This window comes from Bacteroides sp. AM44-19, from assembly GCF_003603395.1.
In the GTDB taxonomy this organism is placed as follows: domain Bacteria; phylum Bacteroidota; class Bacteroidia; order Bacteroidales; family Bacteroidaceae; genus Bacteroides; species Bacteroides uniformis.
Genome location: NZ_QTNB01000013.1, coordinates 87,426 through 103,659 on the forward strand (window position 1 = coordinate 87,426; position 16,234 = coordinate 103,659).

A 16,234-nucleotide genomic window follows, 5' to 3' on the forward strand; every position below is an offset into this window, starting at 1 on the left:
TACATGCGCAGAGGAGAGGAGGGATGATTTCGGGTAGAATCATTTCTACGGAAAAAGAAACGGTGGATTTTGCGACTGTTTATCTGAAAGGGACGAGTTATGGAGGAACCACGAATCAGGAAGGCCTCTATCACATCAAGGCGCCTGCCGGCGACTATACGCTGGTGGTGTCTGCCGTAGGTTATACAAAGGTGGAGAAAAAGGTGAAACTGGTCAATGATGAGCGGATGAAGCTGAACATAACCATCGCTCCCGAAACGCAACAGCTGGACGAGGTGACTATCGTTTCTACCGGAGTAAGCCGGGTGAAGAGGTCGGCATTCAATGCTGTGGCAGTCGATACAAAGGAACTCCAGAACACCACGAAGAATCTGAGCGATGCCTTGACCAAGGCTCCGGGCATGAAACTCCGTGAGTCGGGTGGGGTAGGTTCGGATATGCAGTTGATGCTGGACGGTTTTAGCGGAAAGCACGTCAAGGTGTTCATTGACGGTGTGCCGCAGGAAGGTGTGGGAAGCTCCTTCAGCCTGAACAATATTCCGGTGAGCTTTGCCGACCGTATAGAGGTATATAAGGGTGTAGTTCCCGTGGGCTTCGGTACGGATGCCATTGGCGGTGTCATCAATATTGTTACCAACAAGAAACGCCGGAACTGGTTCCTGGATGCTTCTTATTCTTACGGCTCGTTCAATACCCACCGCTCATACGTTAACTTCGGACAGACTTTCAAGAACGGTTTCAGCTATGAAATCAATGCCTTTCAAAACTACTCGGACAACGATTATCATGTAGATGCGCCGGTAAAGGATTTTGAGACGGGCAGTTTCAACGAAAGTGAGAAGGTGCGCGTGAAGCGTTTCAATGATACTTACCACAACGAAGCCATTGTGGCCAAAGCGGGTATTGTGGACAAAAGTTGGGCAGACCGGCTGATGTTCGGTTTCACCTATTCGCACATGTACAAGGACATACAGACCGGTGTACGCCAGAAGACAGTCTTCGGAGAAAAGCACCGCTTCGGCCATTCACTAATGCCTTCGATGGAATACAGCAAACGCAACTTGATAATCAAGGGGCTGGATATGGTGTTGACAGCCAACTACAATCGCAATGCCACTACGAATGTGGATACTGCCCGCTATGAATACAACTGGCTTGGTGAGAAACATCCGCTGAACAGTCCCGGCGAACAGTCCCGCCAGTATTCCCGTGCCGATAATGACAATTGGAACGGTACATTGACCTTGAATTACCGCATTGCCAGAGTCCACATGCTGACTTTCAATCATGTGTTGAGTGCATTCCAGCGTGATAATACTTCACTGTTGGCGGTGGAAGAACAGACGGATGCCATTGCCAAGCAGACCCGCAAGAATATCTCCGGTTTGTCATACCGCCTGATGCCTTCCGAAAAGTGGAACTTCTCGGCATTCGGCAAATACTACCGCCAGTATGTGGCAGGACCTATGGCCGAGGATGATACCGGTAGTAATTATGTACGCACCAGCCGTACGGTAGACTCTTGGGGATATGGTGCTGCCGGAACCTATTTCATCCTGCCCGGCTTGCAGGCGAAGCTCTCTTATGAAAAAGCTTACCGCCTGCCCACTATCGAAGAGATGTTTGGTGACGAAGACCTGGAGAGTGGAGACATCGGCATCCGTCCCGAGAAAAGTGACAACATCAACTTGAACCTGAGTTATTCCCGGAGTTTTGGAAAACATTCCGTCTACGTGGAAGGCGGTGTGGTATACCGCAATACGAAGGATTATATCCAGCGCAATATCCAGGACTTGAGCGGAGGAAAAGAAGGGGCCACTTATACCAACTACGGCAAGGTGCTGACGAAGGGATACAATGTATCGGCACGCTATGGCTTCGGACGCTGGCTGAGTGTGGGCGGCAACTTCACGCAGATGAATGTGCGTGACAATGAGAAGATGCAAATCGGCAGTACCGGCAACTCTGTGGAAAATCTCGGTTACAAGGCACGCATTCCCAATGTGCCCTATCAGTTTGCTGATTTTGACGTAAACTTCTATTGGCGCGACCTCTGGAAGAAAGGGAATATGCTGTCCGTGACTTACGACAACCAGTACATGCACAGCTTCTCCTACTATTCGCAGGCCATCGGTAGCAAGAACAAGGATTTCATGGTACCCGACCAGTTCTCCCATAACCTGACATTGAGCTATAGTCTGAAGAATGGCCGCTATAATATCTCGTTTGAATGCCGCAACTTCACGAACGAGGATTTGTACGACAATTTCAGTCTTCAGAAAGCCGGGCGTGCGTTCTATGGCAAGGTACGTGTACATTTTGGTGATTAATAAATATAATGGTTTTAATAGGTGTAATTAATAAGAAGAACAAATGAAGAAGAATTATCTTTTGTCCGGCCTCTTGGCAATGGCAATGACCGGAATGGCTTTAATTTCTTGTACAGACACAGACGAACCGGGTTCCGGCTCCGGTTCCGGTTCAAAGGGTAACTATGTGATAGCTGCCACGGCTACAGTTTCAGGTAGCTCCGTTCCTGTCCTGCTGACAGCCGAGTCACTGGAAAGCGGTGAAATTACTGCTGCCGGCAATGGCCTTGTGAACGATGGGGCTACTTACTGGGTGTTCTACGGAAACAAATATCTGTATGCCTTGAACTATCACCAGGGAAATGCAGGCACTACCCAGTCGTTCATTATGAATACAAACGGTGAACTGGAAAAACGTAGCCAGGAGTATAACGTCAATCGTTTCACTACCTACGGCTATTATGACCAATTTATAATGACGACTTCTACCGGCGACGGCCCTACGGAACTGAATGATGCAAATGGATATACTCCCCAATCTTTTTTGATTTCCTATCTGGATGTCGAGAAACAGACTTATACAAAGAACTCGGTAACAAAGGATACTCCATTTCTTGCCGAAAATTTCCTTGAAAATGGTGAATACGTAACACTGGCCGGTATAGAACAAGTGGGCAGTAAGGTTTATGCAGCAGCCATTCCCATGGGGCTTAGCCAGTATGGTTGCATGCAGAAGAACGAAGACGGTAGCTACAAGTGGGTGCTTTCCGGTAATGAGGATTTAATAAAGACAGAATCCGGCGGGCAGGGTAGCGGTGCCTATGAGAAGGACGAATTGCAATGGACCCAGTATCCTAATGAATGCCATATCGCTATCTTTGGTGATCAGACACTGAATTCTCATAAGGTCATCACTACAGACAAAATCAGTTATGCTGCCGGACGTAACCGTTCACAGTACTACCAGATGAACTGGCTTGCCGACGACGGCTATGTATATGTATTTTCTCCGAGCTATGCCAAGACCATGAGTGATTCGCGTCAGCAGACTACATTGCCTGCTGGAGTTGTACGCATCGATACCAAAGCAGAAGAATTTGATGCCGCTTATTACTATAATCTTGAAGAGAAAGCCAATGGCGCCTCTTTCTTGCGGACTTGGTATATTTCAGGTAATTATTTCCTGCTGCTGATGTATGATAAGGCAATTACGGCATCAGACAAGGTTGCCAACCAACTTGCCGTCTTCAATGCCTCCACCGGAGCTTTGACTTATGTGAACGGCCTTCCAAGCGATGTCTCTGGCTTTGGTAATACCCCGTACATGGAAAATGGCAACGCATATGTGGCAGTCACTACCTCTTCCGGCTATCCTGCCATCTATAAGGTAGACCCTGCCAATGCAACGGCTACCAAAGGGCTGGTGGTCAATGCAACCCAACTGAACGGTGTAGGTAAACTGGAATAAAGGTTCTGATATGAAATGAATAAGAGAACATACTTATGAAGAAAATTTTCAGTAAGATACATTTATGGCTTTCAGTCCCCTTCGGACTGTTGATTACCCTTATCTGCTTCTCCGGTGCCATGCTGGTATTCGAGACGGAAGTGATGGAGCTTTGCCGCCGCGACCTCTACTATGTAGAAAAAGCCGGACCGGCACCGCTTCCCATGAGCCGGTTGGCCGAAAAAGTAGCCGCTACTTTGCCGGATAGTGTCTCTGTGACGGGTATCACTGCATCGTCCAATCCGGAACGTGCCTGGCAGGTGAATCTTTCCAAACCTCGTCGTGCCTCCGTCTATGTGGACCAGTACACGGGTGAGGTGAAGGGCCGGTATGAGCGTGCGCCGTTTTTCATGACCATGTTCCGCCTGCACCGCTGGCTGTTGGACAGCATGAAGCCCGATGGAAGTATCTTCTGGGGGAAAATGATTGTGGGCACTGCCACACTGATGCTTGTCTTTGTGCTGCTGTCAGGCGTTGTCATCTGGTGGCCCCGTACAAAAAAGGCTTTAAAGAACAGTCTGAAGATTGTTGCCGGTAAAGGTTGGCGCCGGTTCTGGTACGACCTGCATGTGGCAGGCGGCATGTACACGCTGATTTTTCTGTTGGCGATGGCACTTACGGGACTGACATGGTCTTTCTCCTGGTATCGCACCGGCTTCTACAAAGTTTTTGGAGTGGAAACCATGCAAGGGGGTGGAGGACATGGTGCTCAGGCACAAACTGCTGCCCACGGAGGAGATAGGGCTCAAGGCAGGTCTGGTGGCGAGAATCGTGAAAGAAAGCCTTTCTCTCCTTTTGCAAACTGGCAGAAGGTTTACGAAGAACTGAAGGAGCTTAGTCCTGATTATAAACAGATAACCGTATCGCGTGGCTCTGCTACAGTCTCCTTCAATCGGTTGGGCAACCGTCGTGCTGCCGACCGCTATACGTTCAATCCCCGTAATGGTGAAATCACCGGGACTACCTTATATAAGGATGCCGACACTTCCGGGAAAATCCGTGGCTGGATATACTCCGTCCATGTAGGCAGTTGGGGAGGATGGGCCACCCGCATCTTGAGCTTTCTGGCCGCTTTGATTGGCGCAAGCCTGCCGTTGACGGGCTATTATCTTTGGATTCGAAGATTGGTCCGGAAGAGTGGCAGAAAAGTGAATGTTCAATTAAAGAAAGCAGCTTAAAAAAAGCAGGCAGTTTTATAAAAGGATGAAGATGTCCACAAGATGCGCAGGCGTGCGTGTTTTGTGGACATCTTCATATAGGTATGCGTGAGAATGAATGCTTTATTAAAAATACCGAAAAATAAATGGAAAAATGTAATCATGATTACACTTTTTTAGATTGTAACTGCCTATTTTTGCTGAAAATATTCATTTTATGGCGAAGTTACCAATCATAAGTAAACTATTTCCATCCTACAGGTGGAAAGTAACGGCACTCATTGTTTGCGGTGTCCTCGTCGGCAGCGGAGGCTTGTTTATGTATCTTCTCCGGGCGCACACTTATCTGGGAGATGACCCTGCGGCATGTGTCAACTGCCACATCATGGCTCCCTATTATGCAACCTGGATGCACAGCTCCCACAGCCGGGATGCCACTTGCAACGATTGCCATGTCCCTCATGAGAATATGGTAAAGAAATGGATGTTTAAGGGAATGGACGGCATGAAGCACGTAGGTGCCTTTCTCACTAAAAGCGAACCGCAGGCCATCCAAGCCGAGGAAGCCAGTGCGCAGGTCATTATGAATAATTGCATCCGTTGCCATACGCAACTGACCAACGAGTTTGTGGATGTCGGCAGGATAGACTACATGATGACCCTCATCGGCGACGGAAAGGCATGCTGGGACTGCCACCGTGATGTGCCTCATGGTGGAATGAACAGCCTCTCGTCCACGCCCGCTGCACTGGTACCCTATCCGGAATCTCCCGTACCGGAGTGGTTGCAGAAACTGATAAAGGAATAATGACAACTCAAGTTTCGCAAGTTCAAGAACTTGCTTTCAGTGAACAAGTACACAAGGCTTTTCCTTGTAATCACTTTAAAAAGCAAGATATAGACAAAGGGCTGTTTATCCCTCCTTGTAGCCTTGTCAATTTGTTCACTGAAAGCAGGTCAAAGACATGAGAAACTTGAATAACAATAAATCTTCATATATATGGAAAAGAGATTAAAATCATGGCAAGGATGGCTGTTGTTCGGTGGTTCAATGGTCGTTGTATTTGTCTTGGGTCTATGCGTTTCTGCCTTGATGGAGCGCAGGGCCGAGCTGGCAAGTGTATTCAATAACCGCAAAACTGTGATTGAAGGAATTGAGGCACGCAACGAAGTCTTCAAGAGTGACTTTCCACGTGAGTATCAGACGTGGACTGAAACCGCCAAGACCGACTTCCAGAGTGAATTCAATGGAAATGTGGCTGTGGATGTATTGGAACAGCGTCCCGAAATGGTGATACTTTGGGCTGGATATGCCTTCTCCAAAGACTATTCCACTCCGCGCGGACACATGCATGCCATCGAGGATATTACGGCAACCCTGCGTACCGGTGCGCCTGCCACTGATGCAGATGGTCCGCAACCGTCCACTTGCTGGACTTGCAAGAGTCCCGATGTCCCCCGTATGATGGAAGCCATCGGTGTGGATGCTTTCTATAATAATAAGTGGGGCGCTTTGGGTGGTGAAATTGTAAATCCGATTGGTTGTGCGGACTGCCACGAACCGGAAAATATGAATCTGCATATCAGCCGTCCGGCTCTGATAGAAGCTTTTGAACGTCAGGGCAAGGATATTACCGAGGCCACTCCGCAGGAGATGCGCTCGCTGGTATGTGCACAGTGCCACGTGGAATATTACTTCAAGGGTGACGGCAAGTACCTGACTTTCCCCTGGGACAAAGGTTTTACGGTGGAAGACATGGAAGCCTATTATGATGAGGCCGGTTTCTACGACTATATACATAAGTTGAGCCGTACCCCCATCCTGAAAGCGCAACACCCCGATTTTGAAATAGCCCGGATGGGCATTCACGGTCAGCGTGGCGTATCGTGTGCGGACTGCCACATGCCCTATAAGAGTGAAGGTGGCGTGAAGTTCAGCGACCACCATATACAAAGTCCGTTGGCTATGATAGACCGTACCTGCCAAACCTGCCATCGCGAAAGTGAGGAGACTTTGCGCAACAATGTCTACGAACGCCAGCGCAAGGCCAATGAAATCCGCAACCGCCTTGAACAGGAACTTGCCAAAGCTCATATCGAAGCTAAATTTGCCTGGGACAAGGGAGCTACGGAAGAGCAGATGAAAGAAGTGCTGGCACTGATTCGCCAGGCGCAATGGCGTTGGGACTTCGGTGTGGCATCTCACGGAGGTGCTTTCCATGCACCACAGGAAATCCAGCGTGTCTTGTCTCACGGCTTGGATAGAGCTATGCAGGCGCGTTTGGCTGTCTCCAAAGTGCTGGCAAAGCATGGATATACGGACAATGTTCCCATGCCGGATATCTCTACCAAAGACAAGGCGCAGGAATATATCGGCCTCGATATGGATGCCGAAAGAGCTGCAAAGGACAAATTCTTGAAGACTACCGTACCGGCTTGGTTGGAAAAAGCCAAAGCCAACAACCGGTTAGCACTAAAATAAATTTATTTACGATTGGACGATTTACGATGTACGATTGGGATTACTCCCCGATATGTACATCCCGGATTGACTCTATCAACAATCTAACTCCAATCGTACATCGTACATCGTCAAATCGTAAATCAGAAGATGTGGAAGAAACCGTGGAGGTATAAGGAAGGTTTTATCTGTGGGGCAGGACTGTTCGTCACGGGCTTGCTGTTGCAGTGGAGCGTTGGAGATATTCGTTGGGGCTTGTTTGCGTGGCCGGTCAATGTCATCGTTCTGGTGTTGTTCCTGCTATTGTTGGCATGCATGCATGGATTTCGTAGACGGGTGTACTGTTTCGGATGGCTCAGTCATTATACGGCTGCAGTTTCTTCCCTGGTATGTGTGGCGGTTGTCACTGTCGTTATGGGATTGGTGCGGCAGGTTCCTTCTACCCAGCCTTCGGCAGATGTCATCGGCTTTTCGAAGATGCTTTCTTTCTGGCCGTTCGTGTTGCTTTATATCTGGCTGGTTACTGTCTTGGGACTGACCATTCTCCGTGTATGTATTCCTTTAAAATTGCGTAAGATTCCTTTTCTGCTGAATCATGTCGGCTTGTTTGTCGCCCTCTTGACGGCAACGCTGGGCAATGCAGATATGCAACGACTGAGAATGATTACCCAATTGGGCAAGACTGAATGGCGTGCCACGAATGAGGATGGCAAGCTGACGGAGCTTCCGCTTGCCATTGAACTGAAAGAATTCACCATACATGAATACCCTCCCAAGCTGATGCTGATAAATAATGAGACCGGGCAGGCACTGCCGAAGGATGTGCCGGAACATTTGCTGTTGGAAGAGAAGGTAGAACGGGGGAGGTTGCTGGATTGGGACATCTCTATCCTTCAATCCATTCCGATGGCTGCCTCTGTAGCTGCGGAAGATACCTTGAAGTTTACCGAATTCCATTCGATGGGAGCTACCTATGCTGTTTATCTGAAGGCGGTGAATGCTACCTCCGGACAGTCGAAGGAGGGATGGGTGAGTTGCGGTAGTTTCATGTTTCCTTATAAGGCATTGCGCTTGTCGGAACAGACCAGTCTGGTGATGCCCGAACGTGAGCCGCAGCGATTTGTTTCTGCTGTAACGGTTTATACGCAGTCAGGAGAGGTAGTGGAAGACACAATCGAAGTGAACCGTCCTTTGAAGATATTCGGATGGAACATTTATCAATTAAGCTATGACGAAACGAAAGGACGGTGGAGTGATGTCAGTGTTTTTGAACTGGTACGCGATCCCTGGCTTCCGGCTGTATATGCCGGCATCATAATGATGGTGCTGGGGGCAGTCTGCTTGTTTGTCAATGCACCGAAAGGAACAGAAGAAAGAAAGGAGGAGACGGTATGAGTTGGGATTATTTTGCTCTGTTTGCCATTGTCGCTTTACTTTTCTGGGGATTGGGAGCTTTCGCTGCATGGCGTGGTAAACGTCCGGTAGTGGTATACACTTTGACTTGTCTGGGCTTGGCTGTCTTTTTCAGCTTCATTGTCGGCATGTGGATTTCTTTGGAGCGTCCTCCGATGCGGACGATGGGGGAGACGCGTTTGTGGTATTCATTCTTTCTTCCATTGGCAGGAATCATCACTTACAGTCGTTGGAGGTACAAATGGATTCTCGGTTTCAGTTCCGTCTTGTCCTTGGTGTTTGTCTGCATCAATATTTTTAGGCCCGAAATACACAACAAGACGTTGATGCCCGCTTTGCAGAGTCCGTGGTTCACTCCTCATGTCATTGTCTATATGTTTGCCTATGCCATGCTGGGTGCCGCTACGGTGATGGCTGTCTACCTGCTGTGGTTCAAGAAAAAAGGAATTGAACGGCATGAGATGGCTTTGTGCGATAATCTGACTTATGTAGGACTTGCCTTCATGACACTGGGTATGCTGTCCGGTGCTGTCTGGGCGAAAGCTGCTTGGGGACACTATTGGGCATGGGATCCCAAGGAGACTTGGGCGGCGGCTACCTGGTTCTCCTATCTGGCATATATCCATTTCCGATTGGGATGCCCCGCGGCCTATCGTAAGGCACTGTTTGGCTTGCTTGTATCTTTTCTGTTGTTGCAAATGTGTTGGTATGGCATCAATTACTTGCCCTCGGCACAAGGAGTGAGTGTACATACGTATAACTTAAATTAAAATACTTATGAAAACAGTTTATTTGGCATTAGGCTTATTGCTGTTGCCCGGAATGTTGTGGGCACAAGGTTCGGAGAAAGAGAACGAATTCACCATGTCGATGCAAATCAGACCCCGTGCAGAATACCGTAACGGAGCACAGTTACCACGTTTCGAGGGAGACAAGGCTGCTTCATTTATCAACAACCGTGCACGTCTTTCCATGGAGTATAAACGTTCGGATTTGAGTATGAAGATTTCGGCCCAACATGTAGGCGTATGGGGGCAGGACCCGCAGATAGACACTAACGGGCGTTTCATTATGAACGAAGCATGGGCAAAACTCAACTTTGGTGCCGGTTTCTTTGCACAACTGGGGCGCCAGACCTTGTCTTATGACGACGAACGTATTTTGGGAGGGCTGGACTGGAATGTGGCCGGTCGCTATCACGATGCATTGAAGTTGGGCTATGCCAAGAATGCCCACCAACTGCATTTCATTCTTGCCTTCAACCAGAACAAGGAAAAGGCAAAAGGCGGTACCTATTATTATGACGGTGCACAACCTTATAAGAATATGCAGACCCTTTGGTATCATTATGCGGCGCAAACCCCCAACCTTGATGTCTCTTTGTTATTCATGAATCTGGGCCTGGAAACCGGTGATGCAGAAACAGAAACTTCCCATACCCGCTATTTGCAGACGTTCGGTACTTACGTGACTTATCAGCCGGAATCGGGAAATTGGCTACCTGTGCAGGCTGCTTTCTATTATCAGACCGGAAAGAACAAGAATGCGCAGAGTGTATCTGCCTTTATGGTAAACGTGAAGGCTGCCTATGCCATAGACAAGCAATGGAGTGTGAGCTTGGGTTATGATTATCTGAGTGGCAGTGACGGGAAAGGTGACAAGTTCAAAGCATTCGATCCTCTTTACGGAACACATCATAAGTTCTATGGAGCGATGGACTATTTCTATGCTTCTGCTTGGCAGGGAGTAGCTCCCGGTTTGCAGGATGCCCAGTTGGGTGTCAACTTCAAGACATCCAAGCAGGTGAGTATGCAACTGAATTATCACTATTTTGCTACTGCTGCCAAGCTGGATGATGTAAAAAAGGGATTGGGTTCGGAGATGGACTATCAGCTTGACTGGAATGTGATGAAGGACGTGAAGCTTTCTGCCGGTTACTCCATTATGCGGGGTACGAAGTCTATGGACGTGGTGAAAGGCGGCGACCATAAACGCTGGCAGGATTGGGGCTGGGTATCTGTCAACATCAATCCGAGAATCTTGTTTGTAAAATGGTAGTTTAGATATACTCTTTCAGAGCTGCTTCATTCAATACCTCAATTTTCTTACCCGTCATTAGGATAATACCTTCTTTGGTCATCTTATTGATTTCCTTTGAAAGTGCCGGGCGGGTTACATTGAGGTATTCTGCCAGCTCAGATTGGGTATGCGCAATGGTGATGCTGGTAGAGTTGGAAATTCTGTTTTCAAACAGATAGACGACAAACCTTTCGCGGACTGTTTTGCGGGAAAGGGTTTTTAATCGCGAAACCGTGCAGGCATTGCAATTTCCCGTTATGCAAAGGAAGTTGTGCAGCACTTTGGGATCCTGGCTGATAAGCTTGAAGGTGGATTCTTTGGTGGCAGTGAATAGGATACAGTCTTCAATGGCAGTAAAAGTTGCCGGCAGTGTGGTGTTGCTGCCGAAGAGATGGGGAGTGGCAAAGGCCCGGGGGGCAACGATGTATTCTACCATAACTTTATTGCCCAGACCGTCTATAATATCTACACGCAATTTACCTTCCAATAGTATATATAGCTTCTTGCAGGGGGTGCCTTGCCGGGCAACTATATCTTTCTTGTCTATAGAATAGACTGAATATTCCAGTTTCTCAAGCAGCGATTGCTTGATATTATGTGGCAAATCCCTTAGTAGAGGGATTTGGAACAACAACTGTTCGTACTTTTCATCCAGTAGAATCTTTTCCATAGCTTTTTATTCTTGGACAAAGGTAAGAATAATATATAAGTGCGAACGTTTTTTATAAATACTTTTGGGCGGAGACTGCATTTATCCGCATTTCCTTCTCTTCCATTCGGATGCACCCTTCGCTTGCCAGTTCCGATAAGGCACGTGCCAGCGAGGGACGCGCCACTCCCAGTATTTGTGCCACTTCCTGCTGGTTGAGTATCGTGCCATGCATGCGTAGATAGTTCAGTATACGCGATTTCAGACTTTGTAGGGCAAAGGCATTTAGCTTTTTGGAGAGAAATAGGGTTCTGTCCGATACCAGTTGCAGAAAGTTGCGCATCACAGCGGGGTGTTGATGCAGGAATTCCAGGAAAATGTTCTTGTTTATAACGAGTATCTCACATTTCTCTTTAGCTTCGATATTTACCGGGAAGCGGTTTTCGGAGGCAAAGACAAAAGCCGGGGCAAGCAGTTGCGGGGCTTTCAGCGTTTCGATGGTGAGTTGCTTCCCCTCCGCACTGACCATTTGGGTACGCACACTGCCGTTGCACAATATGAATAGAGAACGATATGCTTCTCCCTGCATGGCAATGAAGTCAGCAGGTTTGTATTGCCTGTGTGCATGTTCGGGTGCCAGGATGAGGGATAATAATTCTTCTTCTGTTATGTCTTGGAAAGGAGGCATTTCCAATAATGTATGGATTTCCATTCTTTTTTTACTTTTTTGTGATTCGATGTAACATTCGTGACAGTTTGTGCGTTGTAGAACTCTCATCTTTGCACAAAGATAATGCAAATCGAATGCAATAGAACATAAGCCTGCTTATTTTTATTGCTGAGGTGCTGCTTATCTTATCAAAAGATTATGCAAACTTTTAAATGAATAGGAATATGGAACCAAACATGTTTTGTTATCAATGTCAGGAGACAGCCAAAGGAACCGGCTGTATATTGAAAGGTGTATGTGGAAAAGAAAGTCATACGGCTCAAGCTATGGACTTGTTACTGTTTGTAGTCAGGGGTATCTCTGTTGTTGCCGATACATTACGCAAGGCAGATTCTCCAGTCTCTGAAGAAGTGAATATTTTTGTGACGGATGCTTTGTTTTGTACTATCACGAATGCGAATTTCGATGATGAAAGCATCTTGAAACGGGTGGATAGGGGACTTGCTTTGCGTAATGGATTGATTCAAGAGACCAAGCACAACAAAGTGTTCCTACCCCAAGTAGATGAACTGACTTGGCAGGGAACGCGTGACGACTATGCCGAGAAAGCGAAGACAGTAGGTGTTCTGCGTGAACAGAATGAAGACCTCCGTTCGTTGAAAGAATTGCTTGTCTATGGTTTGAAAGGTATGGCAGCTTATCTGGAGCATGCTATGCGCTTGGGATTCAATGATGATACAGTTCATGTTTTCATGCAGCGTGCACTGGCTACCATTGCGGTTGAGTCTCTATCGGCAGAGGAATGGGTGAAGCTGGTTCTCGAAGCTGGTGAGTTCGGAGTAAAGACAATGGCTCTACTGGATGCTGCCAATACCGGTACTTACGGTAATCCCGAAATTACAAAGGTGAATATCGGTGTGAAGAATCGTCCGGGAATTTTGATTAGCGGCCATGACTTGAAGGATATGGAAGAATTATTGAGACAGACAGAAGGTACGGGGATAGACGTCTATACACATGGTGAAATGCTGCCTGCCCACTATTATCCTGCTTTCAAGAAATATTCTCATTTTGTAGGCAACTATGGCAATGCCTGGTGGAAACAGCGTGAAGAATTCACTTCCTTCAACGGACCGATTCTGTTTACCACCAACTGCATCGTTCCTCCTTTGGCTAATGCAGTGTATAAAGAGCGTATGTTCATCACCAACTCTACCGGTTATCCGGGTTGCAAGTATATCGATAAGGATGCGGAAGGCAGGAAAGACTTCTCTGAAATCATAGAGATTGCCAAACAATGCCAGCCGCCGGTGGAGATAGAGCATGGAGAGATTATCGGTGGTTTTGCCCATAACCAGGTACTGCAACTGGCAGACAAGGTGGTAGATGCCGTGAAGACCGGAGCCATACGCCGCTTTATCGTAATGGCAGGCTGTGACGGACGTATGAAGAGCCGCGATTACTATACGGAGTTTGCCAAAGCCTTGCCGCAAGATACCGTTATCCTGACCGCAGGTTGTGCCAAATACCGTTATAATAAACTTGGTTTGGGAGACATCAACGGCATTCCCCGTGTATTGGATGCCGGACAGTGCAATGACAGTTATTCACTGGCCGTGATAGCCATGAAGCTGAAAGAAGTATTCCGGCTGAATGACATCAACGAACTTCCCATTGTCTACAACATAGCATGGTACGAACAGAAGGCGGTTATTGTATTGTTGGCATTACTGAGTCTCGGGGTGAAGGATATTCACTTAGGCCCCACATTGCCCGCTTTCCTTTCTCCGAATGTTGTGAAGGTACTGGTTGATATGTTTCATATCGCAGGTATCGGTAGTGTGGAAGATGATTTGAAAAAATTCGGATTATAAATAAAGATGGTAGGGTGTTATATCACCCTATCACTTTATCCTTTTATCACGTTATTTATCGCTTCTTCCGTTCCGCAGAATGGCCCGTGTGATTGTAGTTTTATGGTGCACATGGCGGCAGCAAAGCATCCCGCTTCCCGGTGGGATGCACCTTTGTTGCGCATATACAGATACCCCACCATATAGGTGTCTCCACATCCTGTTGCATCTGTAATCTGAAGGGCAGGATAGGCGGGGATTTCGTGAAATTCTCCTTGGGCATATATCAGCGAACCTTTATCTCCCAGGGTCAGCAGCACTTCCTTGACGCCCCAGTCTGCAATCAGCAATGCGGCTTCGTGCGGTTCACTGCATCCGGTCAGTACTTCCATTTCAGCTTCGTTGGCTTTCAGAATATGGATATACTTCAATGCTTCTTTCTTTTCCGGCCAGTCTACTGCCAGCACTTTTTCATTATCCACTTTGCGGAGAAATCCCTGCACATCTACCGAGAGGAGTCCCTTTCCGGACAAGAACTTGATGACCTCCAAAGAGAAGTCGTCGGCAAGCAGACTGCCCAAGTGGATAATCCGTGCATCGGTATCTTTCAAACCTTCCACGGTGAAAGGGTCTGCTTTTGCCGTGACACGTTGTGTACGTTCGTTCTGGTTTTCTCCATAAATATTCTCGAAACAGACGGAATGTGTGCTGTGCAAGGCTTTGACGGAAATACCTTCTTTCCGAATGTCTTCCACAATGCCCATGTCAGTATCAGCCAAAGCTGTTACCAATAAAAAATCGTTAGCATTCAAGTGCTTGATGGCATGTGCGAAGTAGAAGGAGGTGCCTCCCGGCATATATATGGTATTTTTAGGGGTTACGACTTTATCTTGGGTAATATAACCGATGCAACATAGACTGTGTGTGTTCATTTCTTTGTTGGCTTTTTATTGCTTTATTGTATTGATTCCGTAAATTGGGCGCGAAGATAGTGATTTAATAACAATTCGACTATATTTGCAGCTGTAAATGTAGCCTCATTGAATATGAATTCATTAAAAACGAAAAGAGTACGTATGATAGTTGGCATTATAGTGGGTATTGTGGCTGTTGCGGTCATAGTGGGATTCGTTTTTGTCAATCAGCCGAGTTTCGGGAGGGCTCCTCAAGGAGAACGGTTGGAGAGGATTAAGAAGTCGCCTCATTACAAAGACGGAGAATTCCGGAATCTGCACAGTACGATGATGATGACTTCCCAAAAGGGACGTTTGGGAGCTTTCTGGGGATTCTTATTTAAGAAAGAAACCGATTTGCGTCCTGAAACGGAGATTCCGGTTATAAAGACGGACCTCAGCAAGATAAGCAAGGACGAGAATGTATTGGTATGGTTCGGACATTCATCCTATTTTATCCAGATAGACGGAAAGCGTATACTGGTAGACCCCGTATTTTGTGGGGCTTCTCCGGTTTCGTTTGTAAACAAGCCGTTCAAGGGGGCGGATGCCTACAAGCCTGCCGATATGCCGGAGATTGACTATCTGGTGATATCACATGACCATTGGGATCATCTGGATTATGAAACGGTGATGCAGCTGAAAAATCGGGTAGATAAGGTGGTCTGTCCTTTGGGGGTAGGTGAACATTTCGAGTATTGGGGATTTGACAAATCATCCCTGGTTGAGCTAGATTGGTTTGAAGATACTGTACTGGATAAGGGATTTCTGCTTCATTGCTTGCCCGCCCGGCATTTTTCGGGCCGCTCGTTGAAAGCGAATCAGGCACTATGGGCCTCTTTCCTTATCGAAACCCCTTCGCAGAAGATTTATATGGGCGGTGATAGTGGATATGATACGCATTTTGCCGAAATAGGCAAGCAATATCCTGGCATTGACCTTGCCATATTGGAGAATGGGCAGTATAACGAAGATTGGAAATATATCCATACCATGCCCCAATATTTGGGACAAGTGGCCAGGGACTTGAATGCGGAAAAGATTCTGACTGTCCATCATTCCAAATATGCTTTGGCTAGACACCGCTGGGACGAACCGTTGAAGAATGCCATGAATCTGAAAGAGAAAGACTCTTTGAACGTGTTGATGCCTATTATAGGGGAAGTGGTCCGGTTAAAATAAT

At 47.2% G+C, this 16,234-nt stretch carries 13 protein-coding genes; 10 read left to right on the plus strand and 3 right to left on the minus strand.

The genetic code is table 11. The features are described 5' to 3' along the window. Positions 1-23: 23 nt before the first annotated feature. From DW947_RS16540 to DW947_RS16575, 8 genes are all read left to right on the plus strand, one after another. Entirely contained in the window at positions 24-2,330 is a 2,307-nt protein-coding gene (locus tag DW947_RS16540) for a TonB-dependent receptor (protein ID WP_009038190.1), read from the plus strand. Between the two features lie 43 nt (positions 2,331-2,373). Then, positions 2,374-3,777, plus strand: coding sequence for a DUF4374 domain-containing protein (locus tag DW947_RS16545; protein WP_005831492.1), 1,404 nt, complete (start codon positions 2,374-2,376; stop codon positions 3,775-3,777). A 35-nt stretch (positions 3,778-3,812) separates the two neighbouring features. Then, positions 3,813-4,994 carry a PepSY-associated TM helix domain-containing protein gene (locus DW947_RS16550; protein WP_005832435.1) on the plus strand — a complete coding sequence of 394 codons (1,182 nt, stop codon included), beginning with the start codon at positions 3,813-3,815 and terminating at the stop codon, positions 4,992-4,994. A gap of 196 nt (positions 4,995-5,190) precedes the next feature. Then, positions 5,191-5,781 carry a cytochrome c nitrite reductase small subunit gene (nrfH, locus tag DW947_RS16555; RefSeq protein WP_005832432.1) on the plus strand — a complete coding sequence of 197 codons (591 nt, stop codon included), beginning with the start codon at positions 5,191-5,193 and terminating at the stop codon, positions 5,779-5,781. A 192-nt stretch (positions 5,782-5,973) separates the two neighbouring features. Continuing rightward, positions 5,974-7,455 carry an ammonia-forming cytochrome c nitrite reductase gene (gene nrfA / locus DW947_RS16560; RefSeq protein ID WP_009038191.1) on the plus strand — a complete coding sequence of 494 codons (1,482 nt, stop codon included), beginning with the start codon at positions 5,974-5,976 and terminating at the stop codon, positions 7,453-7,455. A gap of 129 nt (positions 7,456-7,584) precedes the next feature. Further along, entirely contained in the window at positions 7,585-8,829 is a 1,245-nt protein-coding gene (locus DW947_RS16565) for a cytochrome c biogenesis protein ResB (RefSeq protein WP_005832426.1), read from the plus strand. Beyond that, positions 8,826-9,617, plus strand: a complete 792-nt coding sequence (locus DW947_RS16570; protein ID WP_009038192.1) for a cytochrome c biogenesis protein — start codon at positions 8,826-8,828, stop codon at positions 9,615-9,617. The genes DW947_RS16565 and DW947_RS16570 overlap by 4 nt, the downstream gene beginning before the upstream one ends. A 7-nt stretch (positions 9,618-9,624) precedes the next feature. Then, on the plus strand, positions 9,625-10,905 hold the full coding sequence (locus tag DW947_RS16575) for an alginate export family protein (RefSeq protein ID WP_117963283.1): 1,281 nt from the start codon (positions 9,625-9,627) through the stop codon (positions 10,903-10,905). Position 10,906: 1 nt separating this feature from the next. On the opposite strand, the gene DW947_RS16580 is transcribed toward DW947_RS16575, so the two are convergent. Both DW947_RS16580 and DW947_RS16585 read right to left on the minus strand, forming a co-directional pair. Further along, the gene (locus tag DW947_RS16580; protein ID WP_005832420.1) at positions 10,907-11,596 is read right to left on the minus strand and encodes a Crp/Fnr family transcriptional regulator; all 690 of its coding nucleotides are present in this window, start codon (positions 11,594-11,596) and stop codon (positions 10,907-10,909) included. A 52-nt stretch (positions 11,597-11,648) separates the two neighbouring features. Continuing rightward, the gene (locus DW947_RS16585; RefSeq protein WP_005832417.1) at positions 11,649-12,287 is read right to left on the minus strand and encodes a Crp/Fnr family transcriptional regulator; all 639 of its coding nucleotides are present in this window, start codon (positions 12,285-12,287) and stop codon (positions 11,649-11,651) included. A gap of 182 nt (positions 12,288-12,469) precedes the next feature. Here DW947_RS16585 and hcp point away from each other — a divergent pair, with 182 nt between their 5' ends. Then, the gene (gene hcp, locus DW947_RS16590) at positions 12,470-14,119 is read left to right on the plus strand and encodes a hydroxylamine reductase (protein WP_117963281.1); all 1,650 of its coding nucleotides are present in this window, start codon (positions 12,470-12,472) and stop codon (positions 14,117-14,119) included. Positions 14,120-14,154: 35 nt separating this feature from the next. On the opposite strand, the gene DW947_RS16595 is transcribed toward hcp, so the two are convergent. Then, on the minus strand, positions 14,155-15,030 hold the full coding sequence (locus DW947_RS16595; RefSeq protein ID WP_005832412.1) for a PfkB family carbohydrate kinase: 876 nt from the start codon (positions 15,028-15,030) through the stop codon (positions 14,155-14,157). A 114-nt stretch (positions 15,031-15,144) separates the two neighbouring features. Between DW947_RS16595 and DW947_RS16600 the strand changes: the two genes are divergently transcribed. After that, positions 15,145-16,233 (plus strand): MBL fold metallo-hydrolase, encoded by a 1,089-nt coding sequence (locus tag DW947_RS16600; protein WP_310591726.1) that lies wholly within the window; start codon positions 15,145-15,147, stop codon positions 16,231-16,233. Position 16,234: the final 1 nt, after the last annotated feature.

Bases quoted from the DNA above. Each gene is read 5' to 3' on its own strand.
- DW947_RS16540 (WP_009038190.1), top strand. From the start codon at position 24: ATGATTTCGGGTAGAATCATTTCTACGGAAAAAGAAACGGTGGATTTT.
- DW947_RS16545 (WP_005831492.1), top strand. From the start codon at position 2,374: ATGAAGAAGAATTATCTTTTGTCCGGCCTCTTGGCAATGGCAATGACC.
- DW947_RS16550 (WP_005832435.1), top strand. From the start codon at position 3,813: ATGAAGAAAATTTTCAGTAAGATACATTTATGGCTTTCAGTCCCCTTC.
- nrfH (WP_005832432.1), top strand. From the start codon at position 5,191: ATGGCGAAGTTACCAATCATAAGTAAACTATTTCCATCCTACAGGTGG.
- nrfA (WP_009038191.1), top strand. From the start codon at position 5,974: ATGGAAAAGAGATTAAAATCATGGCAAGGATGGCTGTTGTTCGGTGGT.
- DW947_RS16565 (WP_005832426.1), top strand. From the start codon at position 7,585: ATGTGGAAGAAACCGTGGAGGTATAAGGAAGGTTTTATCTGTGGGGCA.
- DW947_RS16570 (WP_009038192.1), top strand. From the start codon at position 8,826: ATGAGTTGGGATTATTTTGCTCTGTTTGCCATTGTCGCTTTACTTTTC.
- DW947_RS16575 (WP_117963283.1), top strand. From the start codon at position 9,625: ATGAAAACAGTTTATTTGGCATTAGGCTTATTGCTGTTGCCCGGAATG.
- DW947_RS16580 (WP_005832420.1), bottom strand. From the start codon at position 11,596: ATGGAAAAGATTCTACTGGATGAAAAGTACGAACAGTTGTTGTTCCAA.
- DW947_RS16585 (WP_005832417.1), bottom strand. From the start codon at position 12,287: ATGGAAATCCATACATTATTGGAAATGCCTCCTTTCCAAGACATAACA.
- hcp (WP_117963281.1), top strand. From the start codon at position 12,470: ATGGAACCAAACATGTTTTGTTATCAATGTCAGGAGACAGCCAAAGGA.
- DW947_RS16595 (WP_005832412.1), bottom strand. From the start codon at position 15,030: ATGAACACACACAGTCTATGTTGCATCGGTTATATTACCCAAGATAAA.
- DW947_RS16600 (WP_310591726.1), top strand. From the start codon at position 15,145: ATGAATTCATTAAAAACGAAAAGAGTACGTATGATAGTTGGCATTATA.